This is a genomic window from Pseudocitrobacter vendiensis, from assembly GCF_943590815.1.
Lineage (GTDB): Bacteria > Pseudomonadota > Gammaproteobacteria > Enterobacterales > Enterobacteriaceae > Pseudocitrobacter > Pseudocitrobacter vendiensis.
In genome coordinates, this window is record NZ_CALSBS010000008.1 from 116,245 (window position 1) to 135,644 (window position 19,400).

The following is a 19,400-nucleotide window of genomic DNA, read 5'->3' on the forward strand; positions in this document are numbered from 1 at the left end:
GTACTCACTCACCCGGTATCCTTACAAATGCATCAACTGACGAAACTCTTTCACCTTGCTGCGGCTGACGGGCACCTGAAAATCAAGGTCGCGCAGGCGCAGGATATAGGTGTTATTAAACCACGGCTCAATCTCGCGGATCTTATCCAGATTCACACAATACGATCGATGGCAGCGGAAGAAGTGAGTGGCCGGAAGCTTGCTGCAAAACTCCGTGATGTTCATGGGCATTACGTACGACTCGCGCTTGGTGTACACGAAGGTCATTTTTTCGTGCGCTTCGGCGTAGTAAATATCGTTGATGCTGGTAACGATAATGCGCTCATCTTTAATCAGATTGATGGTGTCATTTTCGCGCGCAGCCGTTCCCGGTATCGCACTACTGCCGCCTGCTTGTTGTTGCCAGGCGCTTTCCAGTTTCTGCAACATGCTGATAATGCGTGATTCCTGATAAGGCTTAAGAATGTAATCAAACGCCTCCAGCTCGAACGCTTCTACCGCATGTTCCTTCCACGCGGTGATAAACACGATAAACGGTTTATGGGCAAACTGGCTGATGCTTTGTGCCAGCAGCACACCATCCAGCGAAGGAATATTGATATCAAGGAAGATGGCGTCCACTTTGTTGTGCTGTAAAAAACGCAGCACGTCGAGGCCATCGTCAAACGTACCGACAATCTCCATCTGGCTGTGTTCTTTTATCAGCCAGGTCAGTTCCTGTTGCGCCAGAATCTCGTCTTCAACAATGATGACTTTCATTTTCTCTCCCTTTTACGGCAGCAGAGTGGCGGGCGCCGTCACCGGCGTGCGCGCGTTGGGAACGTAAAAGGCGATTTCGGTGCCCGGTTCCAGACGGCGGATGTGCAGCCCCTCGCCATACAACAATTTTACCCGGTGATGAACGTTCAGCAGGCCAATTTTATTGCCCGGCATTTCATTGGCTTCAACGCGGGCAATGACTTGCGGGTCAATGCCGTGCCCGGTGTCACGCACGCTGATGCGCACGCGGTTGCCGCTTTCGGTGATGCTAATGGTGACCACACCCTTGCCCTTACAGGGCTGGATGCCATGGACGATAGCATTTTCGACCAGCGGCTGAATCAGCAGGCTTGGGATCACGCAATTCACCTCATCATCGATATCGTAGATAACCGTCAGCTTGTCGCCAAATCGCGCCTGCTCAATGGTGATGTAATCTTTGATTTGATACAGCTCTTTGCGGATATCAATCTGCTCATCGTCTTTCAATTCAATGTTATAGCGCAGATAGCGAGACAGATTAAAAATCAACTGGCGCGCGGTGTCCGGATTCAGGCGAATGGAGGAGGAAATCGCGTTCAGCGCGTTAAACAGAAAATGAGGATTAATCTTGCTTTGCAGGGCTCGCAGCTCTGCCTTATTTGCCATTTCCCGGAGCTGTTCGGCGCGCGAGACCTCCAGCTGCGTGGAGATAATCTGCGACAGACCAACCGCCATCTCCTGCAAGGATGAAGTAATCTGGTGCGCGTGGCAGTAGTAGATTTTCAGCGTTCCGGTCACCACGCCTTTCTCCCACAAAGGAATCACCAGCATTGAGTGAATTTCCGGCGTGCGATAAGCCTCATCATTGTTTTTAATGATGATTTTTCCGCTGGTAATCGCCTCAAAGGTGGTTGGGCTAACAATATCGTCCTGATCGCGATAGTTATTTTCCCCAACGCCGACGTACGCCAGCACGTGGTCTGTATTCGTAATCGCTACCGCACCGGCGTGGATATCGTTGCGGATAATGTCACACACCTGCCGCAGAGATTCGCTGTTCACATGGCGGAACAGCGGCAGTGTTTTGTTGGCGATATCGAGTGCCAGCTTGGCCTGCCGCGCAGCGCTGGCCTCTTTCTCCCCCTCAACGCTCTGCACCAGCAGCACGATAAAGCCAATACAGACGCTGCCAAGAATCATTGGAATACCGATTTTAGAGACGATATCGATACCCAGGGCGGTGGTTGGAGCCCAGACAATCACCAGAATCATGGTCAGCGTTTCACACAGCATCCCGGCCAGAATACCGATGCGCCAGTGTTGCGCTTTAGGGATTTTGACGTTGATCCAGCCCGCAAGCAGCCCGGCAATAATACTGGTGATGAAACAAGGCACGGCAGTAACGCCACCAATATCAATCAGATAGCGGTGAACTCCGGCAATCAGCCCGACAATTGCCCCAACCCACGGGCCAAACAGAATACCCCCGGACATCACCGCGATAATACGCACATTCACCAGCGATCCTTCCACCGGTACGCCGGACCAGGTGCTGAACAGGGCGAACAGCGAGAAGATCGCGCTGACAGCCAGCAGCTCTTTCGGGGTGTGGGCCGTTTTATGCAGCAGTTCGCGGAAGAGGCGGATGCGGATCAGAAAGAACAGACAGATCAGCATCAGCGCTGCGCGGTCGAACACCGCCAGCAGCATGTTGAAAATTTCGTGCATGGGAACGCCGGGTTTATCAGGAAAGTCTTATGATAAGAAACCCCGCGCCAGATGACCAGTTGTCTGGATAGGAGGATGAAAATTCATAATCCACAAAATTAAAAGGGGATTAATCGATAATTGGCTAATCAATGGGAACCAGGGGATGCTTAAGAATTTCTCATGAGAACAACAGGATAAAATTGAGTTAATTAAATGTTGTTAAAAATACCATTGCGGACACAGGGATAATTTTCATTTTTTTTAGCTTCCTCTTTTTGCACCCAGAACAATTTTTTGCCTTACCCCTCGACAGAAGCTTTTTTTTCAGGCTATTTTCTAAACACGCCACTGTCGTGGCAGCGTCGCTCGGACGGTCCGGGCGCTAACGTGAATCTGAGGAACCTATGGCTGAATTCAGTCCTGAACGTCGTTTTACGCGTATTGATCGCTTACCCCCATATGTTTTCAACATTACCGCTGAACTGAAAATGGCTGCGCGTCGGCGCGGCGAAGACATTATCGATTTCAGCATGGGTAACCCGGACGGTGCGACCCCGCCGCATATTGTCGAAAAACTCTGTACCGTCGCCCAGCGTCCAGATACACATGGTTATTCAACCTCGCGCGGCATCCCGCGTCTGCGTCGTGCCATTTCGCGCTGGTATCAGGATCGCTACGACGTTGAAATTGACCCGGAAAGCGAAGCGATCGTAACCATCGGTTCGAAAGAGGGGCTGGCGCACCTGATGCTGGCCACGCTCGATCATGGTGATACGGTGCTGGTGCCGAATCCAAGCTATCCGATTCACATCTACGGCGCGGTCATTGCCGGCGCGCAGGTGCGCTCGGTGCCGCTGGTGGAAGGCGTCGACTTCTTTAACGAACTGGAACGCGCCATTCGTGAAAGTTATCCTAAGCCGAAAATGATGATTTTGGGCTTTCCATCGAACCCGACAGCCCAGTGTGTTGAGCTGGAATTCTTCGAAAAAGTGGTCGCGCTGGCAAAACGCTATGATGTGCTGGTGGTGCACGACCTCGCTTACGCCGATATCGTCTACGATGGCTGGAAAGCGCCGTCGATTATGCAGGTGCCGGAGGCGCGCGATGTGGCGGTTGAGTTCTTCACGCTGTCGAAAAGCTACAATATGGCGGGCTGGCGCATCGGCTTTATGGTCGGTAACAAAACGCTGGTTAATGCTTTGGCCAGGATCAAAAGCTATCACGACTACGGTACGTTTACGCCTTTACAGGTCGCGGCTATAGCGGCGCTGGAGGGCGATCAGCAGTGCGTTCGCGACATTGCCGCGCAGTATAAGCGTCGCCGTGACGTGCTGGTGAAAGGGTTGCATGAAGCGGGCTGGATGGTCGAGTGCCCAAAAGCGTCAATGTATGTGTGGGCGAAAATCCCGGAACCGTATGCCGCGATGGGCTCGCTGGAGTTTGCCAAAAAGCTGCTTCAGGACGCGAAAGTGTGCGTGTCGCCGGGCATTGGTTTCGGTGATTACGGCGATACCCACGTGCGCTTTGCACTGATTGAAAACCGTGACCGTATTCGTCAGGCGGTGAGGGGCATTAAAGCGATGTTCCGCGCCGATGGCCTGCTGCCCTCCGGCACGAAGCACACGGCGGAAAACGCCGAGTGATGAAACGCAAACAGGAGCCAAAAGGCTCCTGTTTTTTATGCATTCTTAATTAGATCATCAGGGCAAATGTACCGGCCCAAACGATGACCATGAACGACACACCCATAAATAAATATTTCACGACTCATCTCTCCGCGTATTTCACGTTTATACGCTCTAACGAAAACATGTCCTGTTGTGACATTGTGAGCTGACGCACATTGGCATCACCTCAAAATTCGGCGCATCACTGCTCCAGATGGCGCTAATGTACGCTTAATTTTAGGGGGTGACAAGTGAGATTTTTTTATTAATTTTTAGTTACTTACAACTGTCGTGAATCGGCGACACATTAATTTCTTACGGTAATATATTGCCTTTCAGCGACGGGCTTTTTTTCAGATGTATTCTAAGTAAACCACATTGATTTAATGGTTAATTTTGTCTAAAACTCAGACGGGAGACCTACATCTCCCGCCTGAATCACATCACTCAAACTTTTCGGAATTCATAAAGGCCTGTCAGAGAGTGCCGTGGCGCGAAGAACTTCGGTACACCCTCTAAAACGTTGTTGCAGGAGAACCATGCCTGATGGCGCTTCGCTTATCAGGCATGGCTGCATCGTGGGCGTAGGTCGGGTAAGGCGCAGCCGCCACCCGACAATTAAGCTGAACATTATCCGATAGAAACGCCGAACCGTAGGCCGGATAAGGCGCAGCCGCATCCGGCAATATCACTGCTCTGACTATTGAAAATAGTGGCGAAACGGCGGAAACCTCCGCTGCCGTTTCGTCGCTCTTCTCTTAATTGAAGGCGACCTTAATCGGCTGTTCAGAGAGTTTGTGGCACGCTTTTAACGTGTGGCTCTTTGCAAAATAGAACATGAACTTATCGCTCTTTGGGTTGTGCATTAAGGTGTCGCCGTTACTGAATTTGAAATATTCCGTACCGTTATGCACTTCATGCCCTGCACCCACGTAATAATGTCCCTTCCACAACTCGGAGATATGACCAAAAGCATGCAGCGTGATTTCAATTAGCCCACGCGAGGGGCATTTCAGCTTCAGCACTGTCGAGTTAAAATTAAGCGCCAGGGCAGGAAAGGTCAGCGTCGTTAGTACAGCAATAAAAAACAATTTTTTCATAGGATTGTGTAGGACTTTTCTTATACGGGACGGGCTTTTTACCGTAACGGAAAGTTTACAAAATTGATGCTGGTCAACTAAAACGGCGTTTTGAATTCGCTACGGCGGGTTTTTCTTTATTTTGCGATCTGTGTCGGGGCAATGAAGAGCAGCGCTCCGCAGAGCGCTGTAGATTAGGCGCGAATATCGGCGTATTCCGGGGTGGTATCAAATTCGTGTTTAGCGAAGGGGCACAGCGGAATAATTTTGCGATTCTCGTTACGCATTTTTTCCACCACCTTTGCCACCAGTTTCTTGCCGACGCCCTGACCCTTCAGGCTAGGGTCTACATCGGTATGCTCAATAATACTGAGGTGCTCACCGGTGGGGACAAAAACCACTTCGGCCAGTTGATTACCGTCAGCATCGTTAACGTAAAAACGGTTGTTACCTTCCAGAATTTCCATTTTTTTCTCGCTATGGGTTATTTGGTACGGTATTTCAGCGCGCCGCTTGGGCAGGTATCGATCACCTGTTGCACCACGGTGCTCTCTACATTATCGGGCATAATCCACGGTTTGCGCTTCAAATTGAAGAGCTTGCTATTGCCACGCACGCAGTTGCCCGAGTGCTGACACAGAGTGGTGTTAAAATAGACGTCGATCTTTTCACCGGTGTACACCCGGTATCCGGCGTCGAGAAGTTCTTTATCCATGACATTGCCTCAATTCAAATAAAAGTACTGGCTGTGCTAATCATAGCTTGTCATGGCGTCAGGAGGGAAAGGAATTACTGATTGATTGGACACGACCTGCTAACAAATATTGCAGAGTGGGTGTAGCTTTTTAAGAATCATTCTCAACTCAGTTATATCGCACTATCGCAGCTTTAGCGCGGCCCACGCTTCGCTGGAAAAGCAGACAGAAGAGAGAATCTCAATGGTGCGGTTTTTATTGTTATTAATGTAGTAAGTCGCATTAAGCGTTGGCGTAAGAATATCGCCTTTGTTAATGCTGAAGGCCGATTTGATTTGAGTAATGGTTTTAATTTTGCCGCACTGGGTGACCACTGAAAAAATATCCTGTTTTTCAGTTTTTGAGATGTCAATGACCTTCCATTCCATGAATATATCCCCAGAAAATATGTCTGATCTTATGCTAGCACAGCCAATCAGCGCTGAAGCCTAAACATTCGGTAAATGAACGTGCGAAACGGTATTTTATTATCTCTCCCTTCTCCGTGGTCGCTTACGTTGCCAGCCGGATGAAAGATGTTACATGGAAATTAGATGCGAGATGCTGACTTCCGACGACGGGGCTAACTGTGCCGCGCATTATCTATGTTGAGTATTTTCGCTTTCGGATGATAGCCGTTGCAGGATACGGCGCTCGCAAATCACCAGGTGGTGGCTATGCCTGACTCCGCCTGTAGTGAGCGCCGCAACCTGGTTTTTTTACAGCGCCAGACTCTTTTTTTGCGCCATTTTTTTCATCGGAATGAAGGCAATCACGACTGCGCCGAGCACGAGGAATGCGGCAACCATATAGATTCCGGCGTTGAAACTACCGGTGATATCTTTCATCCAACCCATCAGCAGCGGTCCCAGTGCCGCGCCGGTCATCCCGGTGGCGTTAATCACCGCAATCCCCAGCGCGCGCGCCTGAATTGAGATGGATTGATCCGGCGTAGTCCAGAAAATCACCATCGCGGCAAATGCCCCGGCGGATGCCATTACGATCCCGCTGAATTGCAGCATCGGGTTGCTACTGGTTGCGGTCAGTATCCAGCCCGCGGCGGCAAAAAGATAAGGCAGCAGCGTGTGGATTTTACGTTCATTCAACCGGTCGGAACGCTTACTCCACCAAATCATGCCCACGATGGTACACACTTGTGGAATGGCGCTGAGTAATCCAATGGTGATGTTATTACTCTCCTGATTAAAACTGCGCAGAATAAGCGGCGTCCAGACGCTTAATGCGCTCAGGGTATTCGTCAGGCAAAAATAAGCCAGCGTGTAGAGCATAATGACCGGGGTAAATAACTCCCGCAGCATGCTGCGCTGCGACATCATTCCGCTGCTGATCCCCTGTTGTGATTGTTGAACCGCGCGTTTATCGGCTTCCAGCATTTCATGAAGACAGGCTTTATCATCGTCAGTCAGCCATTTGGCTTTCGCCGGAGAGTCATCCAGCCAGAACCAGACCACCAGGCCTAATAATACGGAGGGGAAACCTTCCAGCAAAAATAACCACTGCCAGCCCTTCAGATTTAATAAACCATCCATATTCAAAATATAGCCTGATGCCAGCGAGCCTAAGGCCATGGTTACCGGCATCGCTATCATGAACAAGGCGTTAGCACGGGCGCGATACTGCGACGGGAACCAGTAGGTTAAATAGAGCAGCAGCCCTGGCAGGAAGCCTGCTTCGGCGATGCCAACCAGCATTCGCAGTACATACAGGCTATTTGGCCCGGTGGCGAACATGGTCGCCGTTGAGGCAATTCCCCATACCACCATCAGCACCGCAATCCAGCGTCGGGCGCCGACAATCCCTAACATAATATTGCTGGGGATCCCGCAAATGACATACATAACATAAAATAAGGTTGTTGCCAGACCGAACATAGTGCTGGTTAAACCTAAATCTTTGCCCATCGTTAAACCGGCAAAACCAATATTAATGCGATCGAGGTAAGAGAAAACAAATAAAATAAACAAGAAAACAATTAATCGGCGGAATAACTTTTTAATCACCGCTTGTTGTCGCGGGTCCAGTGTGTCCTGCGTACCGGAAGGCGGCGATAATACGCTCGAAGAATCATTCATGTCGGGCTCCACATTGCAATGTAATATTATTTTGTTAGCAGGCGAATATTTATCATGCTCAGAAAGTTTTATGGACAGAGGCCATCCGAACACGTGCGCTAACGTATAGGTAACAGCGTGATAAGGTGTCAATGGAATCCGTAAAAAATGAGACGGAATTGTTATCTGTGTTGCGTTTTGTGAATCATAAGCTGGGTTTTAGAACATTCATGACAGAGCGAATGCGCGATGATGCTATAGCGTGAACTTATAACCCGGTATACTCAGCGTATCGACGTCTTTTGACTAAGGAAGCTCATGAGTTCAATCAAAAAAACAGCGGATGTGAAGAGCGCGGATGCGGCTTTTCATCGTGAAGAGTTCCCGTTCTACTGGATTGTTAACGTCTATGCGCGCTACACCCAGGTGATGGAAGTGACGTTGAAAAAGGTGCAGCTCGACGTTTCTCGCTTTCGGGTGATGATGATTACCCATCAGTACGGCAAGGCCAGCATCTCGCAAATTTCTGAATATGCGATGGCAAAAATGCCGACCGTCACCAAAATTGTCGGCCGCCTGCGTGACGATGGAATGGTGACCACCGCCAGCAGCGAACAGGATGCCAGGGTGACGGAGGTCATGCTCACGCCTGCCGGAAAGGCGAAAATTGAAGAAGCGCACCGCCTGGCGCAGAAAGTCTTCGAAAAAGGGTTCAAGGGAATGACGCCTGCGCAGGTGGAAAAAATGAACCTGTCGCTGTCGAAAGTGCTGGGTAACCTCAACGAACTGTAGCTTCATAGAGCGATCGTTAAGATTTGTGATCGCGCTAAACTTTTCTTATAACTCCCTGTAATTACTATCGTTAATTCTTATCTGTCGCCCTGAGTTTTCACGGCGACTTCAACGCCTTTCCTTTCTTTTTCTGCGGCAATTCATCGACATAACGCAATGGCCATAACGAATAAATGGTTATATTTGCGTTATTGAATTGTGAAAACAACGTGAAATATTACTTGAATATTCACGTAAATCTTTCATGATTGATTTATCGCCATTCAGGGTAAAAAAACAGCGATGACTGTTCGCCTGAATGTGATTCACTTTTTCTGGTCAAGGTGTCAATCATGAAGCCAGTTTTTGAGAGCAATGGTTTTGTCGAGGAGTTAACACTCGGCGCGGGCGAACTGCGGTTCGCCGTAAAAGATACGCTGGATATCGCCGGTCACCCGACCCGCGCCGGATGCCCGGCGTTGGCCGATGCGCCGAAAGCGAAGCAGCATGCTCGTATCGTCAAGGTGCTGCTCAATAGCGGCTGCCAACTGACGGGCAAAACTACCCTGCACGAACTGGCGTTTGGCGTCACCGGGATCAACCCCTGGAGCGGCACGCCCGTTAACCCTCAATACCCTACGCTTATCCCCGGCGGTTCGTCGAGCGGCTCTGCAACCGTCGTCGCCAGGGGCGATGTCGATTTCGCCCTCGGCACTGACACCGGAGGTTCTGTCCGAATGCCCGCCGCCTGCTGCGGTGTGCTGGGGCTGAAACCGGGCTATGGCGTGCTCAGCCGACAAGGCGTATTACCTGCCTACAGCTCACTGGACTGCGTTGGGATTTTTGCCCGCGAGCCACGTATTCTGCGCGACGTGCTGGCCCGCGTGGCGTTACCGGTTGATGCGCCGCTGGCATCTCTGCCCTCAATCGGTTTTATCTTTGCCGCGCAGCCGGACATTGACGCGCTGCTGGTGGATGCGCTGGAAGCGTTGGGCATTGCCGCAAACAGCGTGACGCTTCCGCTGTTGGGCGAAGCGCATCGTGCCGGGCTGACCATCATCAACCGCGAAAACTGGCTGGCGTTTAACGCGCTGCTGGCGAGCGGCGCGGTCTCCCTGGACGTTGCCAGCCGTATTCAGGCCGGAGAATCCATCACCAGCGAGCAGCTCGCCAGCGCGGAAAACGTGCGCGCGCAGTTCACCGCTCAGGTGAATGCCCTGCTGGAAGACACACCGCTACTGGCGCTGGCGACGCTGCCGGAACTGCCGCCGACGCTGGAAGAGGCGGAAGATCCGCTTAGCGTGGTGAATCTGACGCGGCTGGTGCGCCCCTTCAACCTGAGCGGTCATCCGGCGCTATCGCTGCCGATGGGCGAACTTCAGGGCCGACCCGTCGCGTTGCAACTGGTGGCGGGCTTTGGCGAAGAGGGGCTTCTCGTCCAGGCCGCCGAATGGCTGATGCACCGCCGCCTCTGACGCTCACCGCGCCATAAAACCGTCGAACCGACCACTCAATGCCTTTCGGCGTTGCGGCATCGTGCACCTTTTTGCCGCCCGCCCACGTTAATCGGGAGTCAGCTATGTCCGTCGTACATGTCCGTGAAGAGCTTGTTCCGTTATTGACCGAAGTGACCGCGCGCAGCGCCGATTTCGAGCGCCAGCGCCATGTTTCAGACGACATCATCAGCCGCTTTAAACAGGTAGGCGTCTACCGTGCGCTGGTGCCGAAAATCTACGGCGGCGACGAGTGTTCTCCGGCGCAGTTTTGCGAACTGATTGAGCAAATCGCCACCGCAGATGGCTCGGCAGGATGGGTCGCCAGTTTTGGTATGAGCCCGTTTTATCTCGGCGCGCTGCCGCCGGATACCCTGAAAGAACTCTACCGCAATGGCCCCGATGTGGTGTTTGCGGGGGGCATCTACCCGACGCACAAAGCGCAACTGGCCGATGGCGGCTATCGCGTAAGCGGACGCTGGTGCTTTGCCAGCGGCAGTATGGGCGCATCGGTGTTTGGCGTTGGCATTCAGCCGGAAGGGGAGAACACGCTGCCGCGCATGGCGGTGCTGCCGCGTGAAAGCATTCATATCGACCCGGTGTGGGATACGGTCGGGCTGGCGGGAACCGGTAGCCATGATTTGCTGGTGGATGACGCGTATGTGCCGCAGGAGTGGACCTTTATTCGCGGCGGTGCGCTGAATCTGGAAGGCGCGCTGTATCGCTATCCGGTGCTATCCCTCGCCACGCAGGTGCTTTCCGTTGTGGCGCTGGGGGTAGCCCGCGCAGCACTGAATGAAATCTATCAGATTGCCCATCGTCAGCAGTCGGTTACCGGCGCGCCGCGCCTGGCCGACCGACCGCAGGCGCAGATGCAAATCGCCCGTTGTGAAGCTGAACTGCGCTCCGCGCGCGCCTGGTTTTACGAGGCCATTGATGACGTCTGGCAGCGTCTGCTGGTCGGAAATGAGCCGAGCCAGCAGCACGTCAACGCCCTGCGGCTTTCTTCTACACACGTCACCCGCGTGGCGGCAGACGTTGCCCGTCAGGCGCTGGCACTTAACGGGATGGGCGGCGTCACCATGACCAGCCCGCTACAGCGTTATGTGCGCGACACGATGGTGATTACTCAACATGCCTTTATGGGCGACCTCTCGTACCTGAACGCCGGTACGGTCTTTTTCGGCGGCAAACCGCTGCCGGGTTATCTCTGAATTTCTGAAAGGAGCAACAAATGAGCCAGAACACATTACGCGTGCTGTTTTGTATCGGTGTGAACCAGAACTTTTTCGATGCCACGCCGGCGGAAGCCAAACAGGTGTGGGGCGCGTTCGGCGTGATGATGAAAGGCATGGAAGAGACGCCAGGCATCCGCGTCATCGGCAACATGGATGACGATCAGTTGATGGTCGGCCCGTCGACCACCGCCCCGTGGACCACCTACGTGCTGGCGGATGCCGACACCCTGGAAAGCGTGGCGGCGGTCTGCAACCTGTTCCGCACCACGCCGGTCGGTGAAAGCAAGCTGTGGAAGTACTGCAAGATTGAAGCGCGCGTGGGTCGCGAACTGATTATTCAGGGTTAAGGAGAGGGCGATGAACTCACAGGATGCGCAGCGTCTGCAACAGCTTGAAGACCAGCAGGACGCGCGGGTATGCATCAGCAACTATATGCGCCTGTGCGACCAGCTTGACACCCCGGCGACCGTGCGGGCGATTGGCGCGCTGTTTACCACCAATGCCTGCTGGGAAGGCGTGGGCGAACCGTATGCCGCACGCCTTGGCAGGCATGTTGGACGCAACGCCATTGAAAGCATGATGGCCGGATACGTCAAAACGCCCGCGCATTTTGCGATGAACGCCCATTTTTTGTGCTCTGAAGCCCTCATCCAGCAGCCGGATGGCCTGCTTTTCGGGCGCTGGCTGATGTTGCAAACCTCCAGTTTTACCGCCGGAGGATCGCATCTCAATGCGGCGGAACTGAACGTGGAGTTTCGCCGCGAAGCCGGTGTGATGCGAATGCACCATTTCACGACGCGCAATCTGTTCAGCAGGCCAGTGGACCACTGGCACGCCACAGATGTGCTGCCAGTACCTGACAATAAATAGAGAGTCGAGCGATGCAGTGTGATAACCAGATCCCCGTTAAAAATATCGAAGCGAATGTTCCCGATTGCGCGGAAATCGCCGCGCTGGTGCAGTCTGACCGGGTGCATACCTCACTTTATAATTCCGAGACCCTGTTCAACCTTGAGCTGGACAGGATCTTCAGCAAAACCTGGGTATGGGTGGCGCATACCAGCGAAATCCCGGATACCGGCAGTTTCAAAACCACCGAGATCGGCACGCAGCCGGTGATTGTCGTGCGCGACCGCAAAGGCAACGTGCATACGCTGCTCAACCGTTGCCGTCACCGCGCCGCCACCGTTTGCGAACACCGCACTGGCAAAACCAACAGTTTTGTCTGCCCGTATCATGGCTGGGGCTATGCTCTGGACGGTAGCCTGCGCGGGGTTCCGCACCCGGAAAGCTATGCCGATCAACTGGAAAAAGGCGAACTGGGGCTGGTGTCGCTGCGAACCGAACAATACGCCGGCATGATCTTCGCCACCTTTAATGAGCACATCGAACCGCTGGAAGATTTCCTCGGCGCGGCGAAAAAGTGGATGGATCTGTTTATGAAGCAGGGCGCGGGTTATCCGATTAAAACCGGCCCGGCGCACCGTTTCCGCTTCCCCGGCAACTGGAAGATCCAACTGGAAAATACCACCGATGGCTACCACTTCCCGGTTGTTCACCGCTCGTTTTTAAGTTCGGTCGATAAGCAGACCGAAGAGATGCTCAACTTCGTTGACGGCAGCGGCTATGTGGAAGATCTCGGCAACGGTCACAGCGTGATGGTCATGATCCCGGAACTGGTGGATCTGGACGCTAATCTTGATGCGCCAATCCCGGAGCGATTTGTTGCGTTGGCCGACGAATTGCGTAAAGACCACGATGAAGATCAGGTACGTCGCATTGTGCGTGCCGTCGGCGGTTCCGGCTTTAACCTCAACATTTTCCCGAATATTGCCTGTTCAATGGCCTTCTTCCGCGTGCTGCAACCCGTCTCGGTGCATGAAACTGAAATTCACCATGCGGTGATCACCATGGACGGTGGCCCGGAAATTGCCAACCAGGCGCGGCTGCGTCTGCACGAGCATTTCCAGGGGCCGATGGGCTTTGGCACGCCGGATGATTCCGAAGCGTGGGAGCGCGTGCAGCGCGGGGCAACGGCGGGCAACGACCTGTGGATCATGCTCAACCGCGGGCTGGCGGGTGAATACCGCAGCGATGACGGCCTGCGCAGTGACGTGAGCGCCGAAACAGGGATGCGCGCGGCGTATCAACAGTGGAAAAAACTGATGACGGAGGCGGAATAATGACGCCAGATACGGTTCTTATTTCCGCAATGGAAATAATCAATCTCGAAGGCGACTTGCTCGATCAGGGCGAGTTCAATGCCTGGCTGGAGCTGTGGCAGCGCGATGGCCTGTACATCGTGCCGATCGACCCCCAGGAGACGGATTTCAAAAATACCCTCAACTACGCCTGCGACGATCATGAAATGCGCGAGCGTCGGGTGAAGCGCCTTTACAGCGGTGAGTCAATCTCCACCACGCCGCGTGCCCGCACGCTGCGCACGCTCTCCCGCTTCCGTTTGCTGGATAGCGAGGGGGAGGACATCGTGGTGCGCGGCGCGCAGTCGCTGTGGGAACACCGCAAAGGCTACAGCCGTCACTACGCGGCGGATATCACCTGGCACCTGCAACCGCAGGGCGACAAGTTGCTGATTAAGCAAAAGGTGATTCGTCTTATCAACAGCGACGATGTGCTGCACAGCATCGGCTACATCCTGTAAGGAGCGCGTTATGACGCAAACCGTATTAGTCACCGGCGCGGCCGCCGGGCTGGGCAACGTCATCGCCACGCATCTGTTGTCGCAGGGGTATCAGGTGGTGCTCTCGGACGTGAGCCTTGCGTGCGCGCAACAGGCGGCGGACAAACTTGATAACGGCGCGGGCAATGTGCTGGCGCTGGAGCTGGATATTCGCCAGCCGCAGGCGTTTGTGCAGGCGCTACAGGCGATTGAAACCCGCTTCGGCAGCCTGGAGGTGCTGGTGAACAATGCCGCGCTGACCCTGGCGACACCGGTGATGGAGATTGACGTTGAAGAGTTTGACCGGGTGATCTCCACCAATCTGCGCGGCACGTTCGTTGGCTGCCAGACGATTGGGCGCTATTTCGCCAAAAAAGGCTACGGGCGAATTATCAATCTGGCGTCGCTGGCCGGACAGAACGGTGGCACGGCCTCCGGGGCGCATTACGCGGCATCGAAAGGCGGCATCCTGACGCTGACCAAAATCTTCGCCCGCGAGCTGGGGAAATCCGGCGTAACGGTGAATGCCATCGCGCCGGGGCCGATGGATCTCCCGTCCGTTCACGCGCTGGTGCCAGAAGAGAAAATGGCCGGGCTGTTACAGATGATCCCGGTGGGTAAGTTGGGCGATGCCGAATTTGTCGCTCAGGCCGTGGCGCTGCTGGCTTCACCGCAGGCGGCGTTTGTCACCGGGGCGACCTGGGACATCAACGGCGGTCTGTTCATGCGTTAAGGAGTCGCCATGCTGACACTGCACATTATTAAGCGCGAGTTACAGGGGGAGGTCGTCCTGCTGACGCTTGCCGACGCAACCGGCGCTGAACTGCCCGCGTTCACCGCCGGGGCGCACGTCGACCTGCATCTGACTGACGATCTGGTGCGCCCGTATTCGCTGTGTGGCGATCCGGCAGATCGCCACTGCTATCAACTGGGCATCCTCAAAGATAGCCAGTCGAAAGGCGGATCGCTGGCGGCACACGCGCTTCAGGAAGGCGAATCGGTAACGGTGAGCCTGCCGCGCAATCTGTTTGCCCTTGATGCGCGCGCGGCGCACAGCCTGCTGATCGGCGGCGGGATTGGTATCACGCCGATGCTGGCGATGGCGGCGGAGCTGCACGCCGCCGGGCGCGCGTTTTCGCTGCATTACTGCGCCCGTTCGCGCCCGCAGGCGGCGTTTGTTGCCGAACTGGAAAAAGCGCCGTGGGCGGATCGCGTATGGCTGCATTTCAGTGATGAACAACGCATTGATTTGCCCGCGGTATTAAGTGATGTACCGGCTAATACGCATGTCTATGTTTGCGGCCCTACACGGCTGATGGAGGCGGTGAGCGAGCAGGCAAACGCCGCCGGTTATGCGGCTGAAAACGTTCATCAGGAGTGCTTCAGCGCGGACGTTGAAGTGAACGGTAAGGCGTTCGACGTGGTCGCAGCCACCAGCGGGATTACTGTGCGGGTGCTGGAAAACCAGACCATCGTCGAGGCGCTGGCGCAGGCCGGGTTGAAGGTGTGCGTCTCCTGTAAGCAGGGGATTTGCGGCAGTTGCCTGACGGATGTGATTGAGGGCGAGCCGGATCACCGCGACAGCTATCTGACAGACGAGGAGAAAGCCGATGGCGATCAGATCCTGCTCTGTTGTTCCCGGGCGAAAAGCGCCCGTCTGATTATCGATCTCTGAGGATTTCAGCATGAATTTGCAGACCGAGTTTCGTAATGCGATGGCGCAACTGGGCAGCGCGGTGTCGGTGATCACCACCGATGGCCCGGCAGGGAAATTTGGCTTTACCGCCTCTGCCGTGTGCAGCGTCACGGATCAACCGCCGACCCTGCTGGTGTGTATGAACCGCAACTCTTTTGCCAACGCGCACTTCAAGCAAAACGGCGCGCTGTGCGTGAACGTGCTTTCCGGCACGCATCAGGAGTTATCGGGCATTTTTGCCAATGCCACCCTGCGTTCCGAAGAGCGTTTCGCTTACGACCGCTGGCAGGTGATGGCGAGCGGCGCGCCGGTACTCAGTTCCGCCGTCGCCAGCTTCGACTGCGTGATTGACGACTGCCATGAAGTGGGCAGCCACACGGTATTTTATTGCCAGGTCCAGGCGATTCGCATCGGCGAGCAGCCGCGCGGGCTGGTCTATTTTAACCGTCGTTACCATACGGTAGGCGGCGATATTGAGGTGAAAGCCTAACCCATTGAGGAGCCTGGCTTATGAGCAATACCGCAGCAGTACCGCACGACCCAAAGCAAATGCGTAAACTGGTGATCGCCTCCGTTCTGGGCAATGCGCTGGAATGGTATGACTTCTTCCTCTATGGCACGGCGGCGGCGTTAGTCTTCGGCCCGCTCTTTTTCCCGGTCGGCGGCGACCCGCTACAGGGCACATTACTGGCGTTTTCCGGCTTTGCGGTCGGTTTTCTGGCGCGCCCGCTGGGCGGCATTGTCTTTGGTCACTTAGGCGATCGCTACAGCCGTAAGATGACGTTAATCATGACGTTAACGCTGATGGGCGCGACAACCTTCGTCATCGGCCTGTTGCCGGTTTATAGCCAGATTGGCATCTGGGCGCCGATTTGTCTGATCACGCTGCGCTTTTTGCAGGGCGTAGCCTCGGGCGGCGAGTGGGGCGGCGGCGTGTTGATGCTGAGTGAAAATGCCCCGGCTTCAAGGCGCGGCTTCTTTACCGCCTGGAGCCAGATGGGCGTGGCTGGTGGGTTCGTGCTCTCTGCGTTTGCCTTTTATCTGGTGCAGAAATTACCCGAGTCCGACTTTATGCAATGGGGATGGAGGGTACCTTTTCTGCTCAGTCTGCTGATCTTCCTGGTGGGCGTTTATATTCGGAAAAACATTCGGGAAAGCGAAGCGTTTCGCCAGGCTAAACCGGCAGAGAAGCATGAAAAAATTCCGCTGATCGTACTGCTGCGTGAGCATCCAAAAGCGCTGATGCAGGCCATTGCATTGCGCCTGCCTGAGAATGGCGCGTCTTATATTTTTTTCACCTTTTCAGTGGTCTACGCCAAACATATTGGTATCTCAACAGACATCATCATCAGTGCGGTGACGCTGGCGATGGTGGTCGAGTTTTTCTCGATTCTGTTCTGGGGCGCGCTTTCCGATCGCATCGGTTTGAAACGCGTTTATTACATTGGTGTCATCGGCCTGCTGTTGATGGCCTTCCCGTTCTTCTGGCTACTTTCCAGTGGAGAATTCAGCGGGATCATGGTGGCGATGTTCCTCGGTCTGCCCGTCTGCCATGGGGCGATGACGGGGACGCAGCCGTGCATTATGAGCGATCTGTTCCCGGTGCGCGTGCGCTACTCCGGCCTGGCGCTGGGGCATGAAGTGGGTTCTATCTTCTCCGGCGGGTTGGGGCCGATGCTCGCCGTCGCGCTGTTAATCGAATTTGACGCCGCCTGGCCGGTATCGCTGTTGTTGATTGTCTATGCGCTACTGGCGTGGATTGCGTTGTGGAGCCTGCCTTCGCAGGAGACACCTGTCCTGAGTCAACCTACAAAAACCTTACCCTACAATGAGGTCTAAGCAATGTCAGTGAATCCGGTTACTACATCAGAAGTGGAAAAATTACTCGCCGTCAGCAGCGGTTTTCTCTCTCAACAGGGAAACGAGCGTTTTAAGGAGATCATGCATCACCTGCTGGGCGATATCTGTCAGACCATTAAGAAGTTTGATATCACCGACGAAGAGTTCTGGCTGGCGGTGAACTATCTCAACGAGCTGGGCGAACGCAAAGAAACGGCGCTGCTGGCGGCGGGGCTGGGGCTGGAGCACTACCTCGACATTCGCGCTGATGAAAAAGAGGCGGCGGCGGGCAATGAAACAGGCACTCCGCGCACCATCGAAGGGCCGCTGTACGTGGCGAACGCGCCGTTGAGTGAAGGTTTTGCCCGCATGGATGATGGCAAAGAGCAGGGCGAAATCATGTGGTTACAGGGCGTGGTGAAAGATAAGCAGGGGCGTCCGGTGGCGGATGCTGTTGTCGATATCTGGCATGCCAACACCCTGGGCGGTTACTCGTTCTTTGATCAGTCCCAGAGCGAATACAACCTGCGCCGCCGCGTGCTGACCGACGCCAACGGTCACTATGCGGTACGCAGCATTGTGCCGTGCGGTTACGGCTGCCCGCCGGATGGCCCGACGCAGAAACTGCTCAACGGTTTGGGCCGGCACGGTAACCGCCCGGCGCATATTCACTTCTTTGTATCCGCGCCGGGTTATAAACACCTCACGACGCAGATCAACCTCAATGGCGATGCGTACCTGTGGGATGATTTCGCTTTCGCCACACGCGATGGGCTGATTGCCGACCCGGTCAAAGTGGACAACGACGCGGTGGCTTGTGAGCGTGGCATTCACCAGCCGCATACGGAAGTGAACTTTGATTTTACGCTGGTGGCAGCGACGCAGAACAGTGAAGAGGAACGTGGGAAGCGGTTACGCGTGAAGGAGTAAATTAACGGGGTCGGCGCAAATTGCTGACAACGTGCGCTTTGTTCTTGCCGGATGCGGCGTAAACGCCTTATCCGGCCTACAACGTCATGCAAATTCAATATATTGGCCTGATAAGCGTAGCGCATCAGGCAATTTACGGCTTAACGATAATCAGGATTCGACATCACGCTGTAACGCCCGCCGCCGAGTAAAAATATCACAATACCCAGCAGGAAATAGAACGCAGCGCTTTCAATAATCCACGCGCCCGTCGGCGCTAGCGCGAATATTTGCGTACCGTTTGCCAGCGCCACTGCGGTTAACATGGTGAACGAAACAATAATTGCTGCCCAGCGAGTGAAGATGCCGAGAATAATCAGAATTGGGCAAAGAATTTCACCAATAAAAACACCCCATGCCATAAAACCCGGTAACCCGGCTTTCATCAGCAGGTCCTGAATAAACCCCAAATCGCCGCCCGGTAAGGCTTTATGAATGCCATGAAACAGCAGTAAACCACTGAACGTCAGGCGTAGTAAGAGCTTAGCGCCATCCGGATGATCGAACCGTTGCGTTAACGCGTTGAGCATAGAACAGTCCTTATTTAGTGAACCCAGAAGAATAAAACAGAAATTTGGGCAAACGAACCCGGATAGCATAGTGGCAAACTATTGTTGCCGATTAAAGGCAGAAAAATTAACGAAGTCGTTAGAAATATTTAGGCAAAAAAAAGGCCGAAGAGGGAATAAACTCTTCGGCCTTTTGCTATCA

At 54.2% G+C, this 19,400-nt stretch carries 22 protein-coding genes; 13 read left to right on the forward strand and 9 right to left on the reverse strand.

The window, feature by feature from the left end; all coding sequences use genetic code 11:
• Positions 1-21: 21 nt before the first annotated feature.
• Both NMC31_RS11030 and NMC31_RS11035 read right to left on the reverse strand, forming a co-directional pair.
• Positions 22-759, reverse strand: coding sequence for a LytR/AlgR family response regulator transcription factor (locus NMC31_RS11030; protein WP_149461930.1), 738 nt, complete (start codon positions 757-759; stop codon positions 22-24).
• A gap of 12 nt (positions 760-771) precedes the next feature.
• Complete coding sequence (locus NMC31_RS11035; protein WP_253897939.1) at positions 772-2,469, reverse strand: sensor histidine kinase; 1,698 nt, start codon at positions 2,467-2,469, stop codon at positions 772-774.
• 386 nt (positions 2,470-2,855) lie between these two features.
• Between NMC31_RS11035 and alaC the strand changes: the two genes are divergently transcribed.
• Complete coding sequence (gene alaC / locus NMC31_RS11040) at positions 2,856-4,094, forward strand: alanine transaminase (RefSeq protein ID WP_253897940.1); 1,239 nt, start codon at positions 2,856-2,858, stop codon at positions 4,092-4,094.
• 49 nt (positions 4,095-4,143) lie between these two features.
• On the opposite strand, the gene ypdK is transcribed toward alaC, so the two are convergent.
• The 6 genes from ypdK to hpaX all read right to left on the reverse strand — a co-directional run bounded on the left by ypdK (position 4,144) and on the right by hpaX (position 8,024).
• The gene (gene ypdK, locus NMC31_RS11045) at positions 4,144-4,215 is read right to left on the reverse strand and encodes a membrane protein YpdK (RefSeq protein WP_108473772.1); all 72 of its coding nucleotides are present in this window, start codon (positions 4,213-4,215) and stop codon (positions 4,144-4,146) included.
• A 661-nt stretch (positions 4,216-4,876) separates the two neighbouring features.
• Complete coding sequence (locus NMC31_RS11050; RefSeq protein ID WP_149461936.1) at positions 4,877-5,218, reverse strand: hypothetical protein; 342 nt, start codon at positions 5,216-5,218, stop codon at positions 4,877-4,879.
• Positions 5,219-5,391: 173 nt separating this feature from the next.
• Positions 5,392-5,664 carry a GNAT family N-acetyltransferase gene (locus NMC31_RS11055; protein WP_015963562.1) on the reverse strand — a complete coding sequence of 91 codons (273 nt, stop codon included), beginning with the start codon at positions 5,662-5,664 and terminating at the stop codon, positions 5,392-5,394.
• 17 nt (positions 5,665-5,681) lie between these two features.
• Positions 5,682-5,912 (reverse strand): 4Fe-4S mono-cluster protein YjdI, encoded by a 231-nt coding sequence (gene yjdI, locus NMC31_RS11060; RefSeq protein ID WP_015963563.1) that lies wholly within the window; start codon positions 5,910-5,912, stop codon positions 5,682-5,684.
• A 162-nt stretch (positions 5,913-6,074) separates the two neighbouring features.
• Positions 6,075-6,320: a histidine kinase gene (locus NMC31_RS11065; protein ID WP_253897941.1), complete on the reverse strand. Its 246-nt coding sequence runs from the start codon at positions 6,318-6,320 to the stop codon at positions 6,075-6,077.
• Between the two features lie 330 nt (positions 6,321-6,650).
• Positions 6,651-8,024 (reverse strand): 4-hydroxyphenylacetate permease, encoded by a 1,374-nt coding sequence (hpaX, locus tag NMC31_RS11070; RefSeq protein WP_253897942.1) that lies wholly within the window; start codon positions 8,022-8,024, stop codon positions 6,651-6,653.
• Positions 8,025-8,321: 297 nt separating this feature from the next.
• Here hpaX and NMC31_RS11075 point away from each other — a divergent pair, with 297 nt between their 5' ends.
• The 12 genes from NMC31_RS11075 (at position 8,322) to catA (ending at position 18,650) form a co-directional block, all read left to right on the forward strand.
• Complete coding sequence (locus NMC31_RS11075; RefSeq protein ID WP_149461940.1) at positions 8,322-8,795, forward strand: MarR family winged helix-turn-helix transcriptional regulator; 474 nt, start codon at positions 8,322-8,324, stop codon at positions 8,793-8,795.
• Between the two features lie 332 nt (positions 8,796-9,127).
• Positions 9,128-10,249: an amidase gene (locus NMC31_RS11080; protein WP_253897943.1), complete on the forward strand. Its 1,122-nt coding sequence runs from the start codon at positions 9,128-9,130 to the stop codon at positions 10,247-10,249.
• Positions 10,250-10,353: 104 nt separating this feature from the next.
• Positions 10,354-11,481, forward strand: coding sequence for an acyl-CoA dehydrogenase family protein (locus tag NMC31_RS11085; protein WP_253897944.1), 1,128 nt, complete (start codon positions 10,354-10,356; stop codon positions 11,479-11,481).
• 20 nt (positions 11,482-11,501) lie between these two features.
• Complete coding sequence (locus tag NMC31_RS11090) at positions 11,502-11,852, forward strand: hypothetical protein (protein ID WP_000081594.1); 351 nt, start codon at positions 11,502-11,504, stop codon at positions 11,850-11,852.
• 10 nt (positions 11,853-11,862) lie between these two features.
• Complete coding sequence (locus NMC31_RS11095) at positions 11,863-12,375, forward strand: nuclear transport factor 2 family protein (RefSeq protein WP_253897945.1); 513 nt, start codon at positions 11,863-11,865, stop codon at positions 12,373-12,375.
• 11 nt (positions 12,376-12,386) lie between these two features.
• Positions 12,387-13,688, forward strand: coding sequence for an aromatic ring-hydroxylating oxygenase subunit alpha (locus tag NMC31_RS11100; protein ID WP_253897946.1), 1,302 nt, complete (start codon positions 12,387-12,389; stop codon positions 13,686-13,688).
• On the forward strand, positions 13,688-14,167 hold the full coding sequence (locus NMC31_RS11105; protein WP_000186925.1) for an aromatic-ring-hydroxylating dioxygenase subunit beta: 480 nt from the start codon (positions 13,688-13,690) through the stop codon (positions 14,165-14,167). Before NMC31_RS11100 ends, NMC31_RS11105 begins: the two co-directional genes overlap by 1 nt.
• Before the next feature lie 10 nt (positions 14,168-14,177).
• Positions 14,178-14,918 carry an SDR family NAD(P)-dependent oxidoreductase gene (locus NMC31_RS11110; protein ID WP_253897947.1) on the forward strand — a complete coding sequence of 247 codons (741 nt, stop codon included), beginning with the start codon at positions 14,178-14,180 and terminating at the stop codon, positions 14,916-14,918.
• Positions 14,919-14,927: 9 nt separating this feature from the next.
• Positions 14,928-15,860 (forward strand): PDR/VanB family oxidoreductase, encoded by a 933-nt coding sequence (locus tag NMC31_RS11115; RefSeq protein ID WP_253897948.1) that lies wholly within the window; start codon positions 14,928-14,930, stop codon positions 15,858-15,860.
• Between the two features lie 10 nt (positions 15,861-15,870).
• The gene (locus NMC31_RS11120; protein WP_253897949.1) at positions 15,871-16,371 is read left to right on the forward strand and encodes a flavin reductase; all 501 of its coding nucleotides are present in this window, start codon (positions 15,871-15,873) and stop codon (positions 16,369-16,371) included.
• 20 nt (positions 16,372-16,391) lie between these two features.
• Entirely contained in the window at positions 16,392-17,720 is a 1,329-nt protein-coding gene (locus NMC31_RS11125; protein WP_253897950.1) for an MFS transporter, read from the forward strand.
• Between the two features lie 3 nt (positions 17,721-17,723).
• On the forward strand, positions 17,724-18,650 hold the full coding sequence (gene catA / locus NMC31_RS11130) for a catechol 1,2-dioxygenase (RefSeq protein WP_253897951.1): 927 nt from the start codon (positions 17,724-17,726) through the stop codon (positions 18,648-18,650).
• Between the two features lie 140 nt (positions 18,651-18,790).
• On the opposite strand, the gene NMC31_RS11135 is transcribed toward catA, so the two are convergent.
• The gene (locus NMC31_RS11135) at positions 18,791-19,219 is read right to left on the reverse strand and encodes a DoxX family protein (protein ID WP_253897952.1); all 429 of its coding nucleotides are present in this window, start codon (positions 19,217-19,219) and stop codon (positions 18,791-18,793) included.
• Positions 19,220-19,400 lie beyond the last annotated feature (181 nt).

Bases quoted from the DNA above. Each gene is read 5' to 3' on its own strand.
- NMC31_RS11105 (WP_000186925.1), top strand. From the start codon at position 13,688: ATGACGCCAGATACGGTTCTTATTTCCGCAATGGAAATAATCAATCTC.
- NMC31_RS11055 (WP_015963562.1), bottom strand. From the start codon at position 5,664: ATGGAAATTCTGGAAGGTAACAACCGTTTTTACGTTAACGATGCTGAC.
- NMC31_RS11095 (WP_253897945.1), top strand. From the start codon at position 11,863: ATGAACTCACAGGATGCGCAGCGTCTGCAACAGCTTGAAGACCAGCAG.
- NMC31_RS11075 (WP_149461940.1), top strand. From the start codon at position 8,322: ATGAGTTCAATCAAAAAAACAGCGGATGTGAAGAGCGCGGATGCGGCT.
- NMC31_RS11110 (WP_253897947.1), top strand. From the start codon at position 14,178: ATGACGCAAACCGTATTAGTCACCGGCGCGGCCGCCGGGCTGGGCAAC.
- NMC31_RS11120 (WP_253897949.1), top strand. From the start codon at position 15,871: ATGAATTTGCAGACCGAGTTTCGTAATGCGATGGCGCAACTGGGCAGC.
- yjdI (WP_015963563.1), bottom strand. From the start codon at position 5,912: ATGGATAAAGAACTTCTCGACGCCGGATACCGGGTGTACACCGGTGAA.
- hpaX (WP_253897942.1), bottom strand. From the start codon at position 8,024: ATGAATGATTCTTCGAGCGTATTATCGCCGCCTTCCGGTACGCAGGAC.
- NMC31_RS11030 (WP_149461930.1), bottom strand. From the start codon at position 759: ATGAAAGTCATCATTGTTGAAGACGAGATTCTGGCGCAACAGGAACTG.
- NMC31_RS11085 (WP_253897944.1), top strand. From the start codon at position 10,354: ATGTCCGTCGTACATGTCCGTGAAGAGCTTGTTCCGTTATTGACCGAA.
- NMC31_RS11100 (WP_253897946.1), top strand. From the start codon at position 12,387: ATGCAGTGTGATAACCAGATCCCCGTTAAAAATATCGAAGCGAATGTT.
- NMC31_RS11080 (WP_253897943.1), top strand. From the start codon at position 9,128: ATGAAGCCAGTTTTTGAGAGCAATGGTTTTGTCGAGGAGTTAACACTC.
- NMC31_RS11135 (WP_253897952.1), bottom strand. From the start codon at position 19,219: ATGCTCAACGCGTTAACGCAACGGTTCGATCATCCGGATGGCGCTAAG.
- NMC31_RS11050 (WP_149461936.1), bottom strand. From the start codon at position 5,218: ATGAAAAAATTGTTTTTTATTGCTGTACTAACGACGCTGACCTTTCCT.
- alaC (WP_253897940.1), top strand. From the start codon at position 2,856: ATGGCTGAATTCAGTCCTGAACGTCGTTTTACGCGTATTGATCGCTTA.
- NMC31_RS11115 (WP_253897948.1), top strand. From the start codon at position 14,928: ATGCTGACACTGCACATTATTAAGCGCGAGTTACAGGGGGAGGTCGTC.
- NMC31_RS11125 (WP_253897950.1), top strand. From the start codon at position 16,392: ATGAGCAATACCGCAGCAGTACCGCACGACCCAAAGCAAATGCGTAAA.
- NMC31_RS11065 (WP_253897941.1), bottom strand. From the start codon at position 6,320: ATGGAATGGAAGGTCATTGACATCTCAAAAACTGAAAAACAGGATATT.
- catA (WP_253897951.1), top strand. From the start codon at position 17,724: ATGTCAGTGAATCCGGTTACTACATCAGAAGTGGAAAAATTACTCGCC.
- NMC31_RS11090 (WP_000081594.1), top strand. From the start codon at position 11,502: ATGAGCCAGAACACATTACGCGTGCTGTTTTGTATCGGTGTGAACCAG.
- NMC31_RS11035 (WP_253897939.1), bottom strand. From the start codon at position 2,469: ATGCACGAAATTTTCAACATGCTGCTGGCGGTGTTCGACCGCGCAGCG.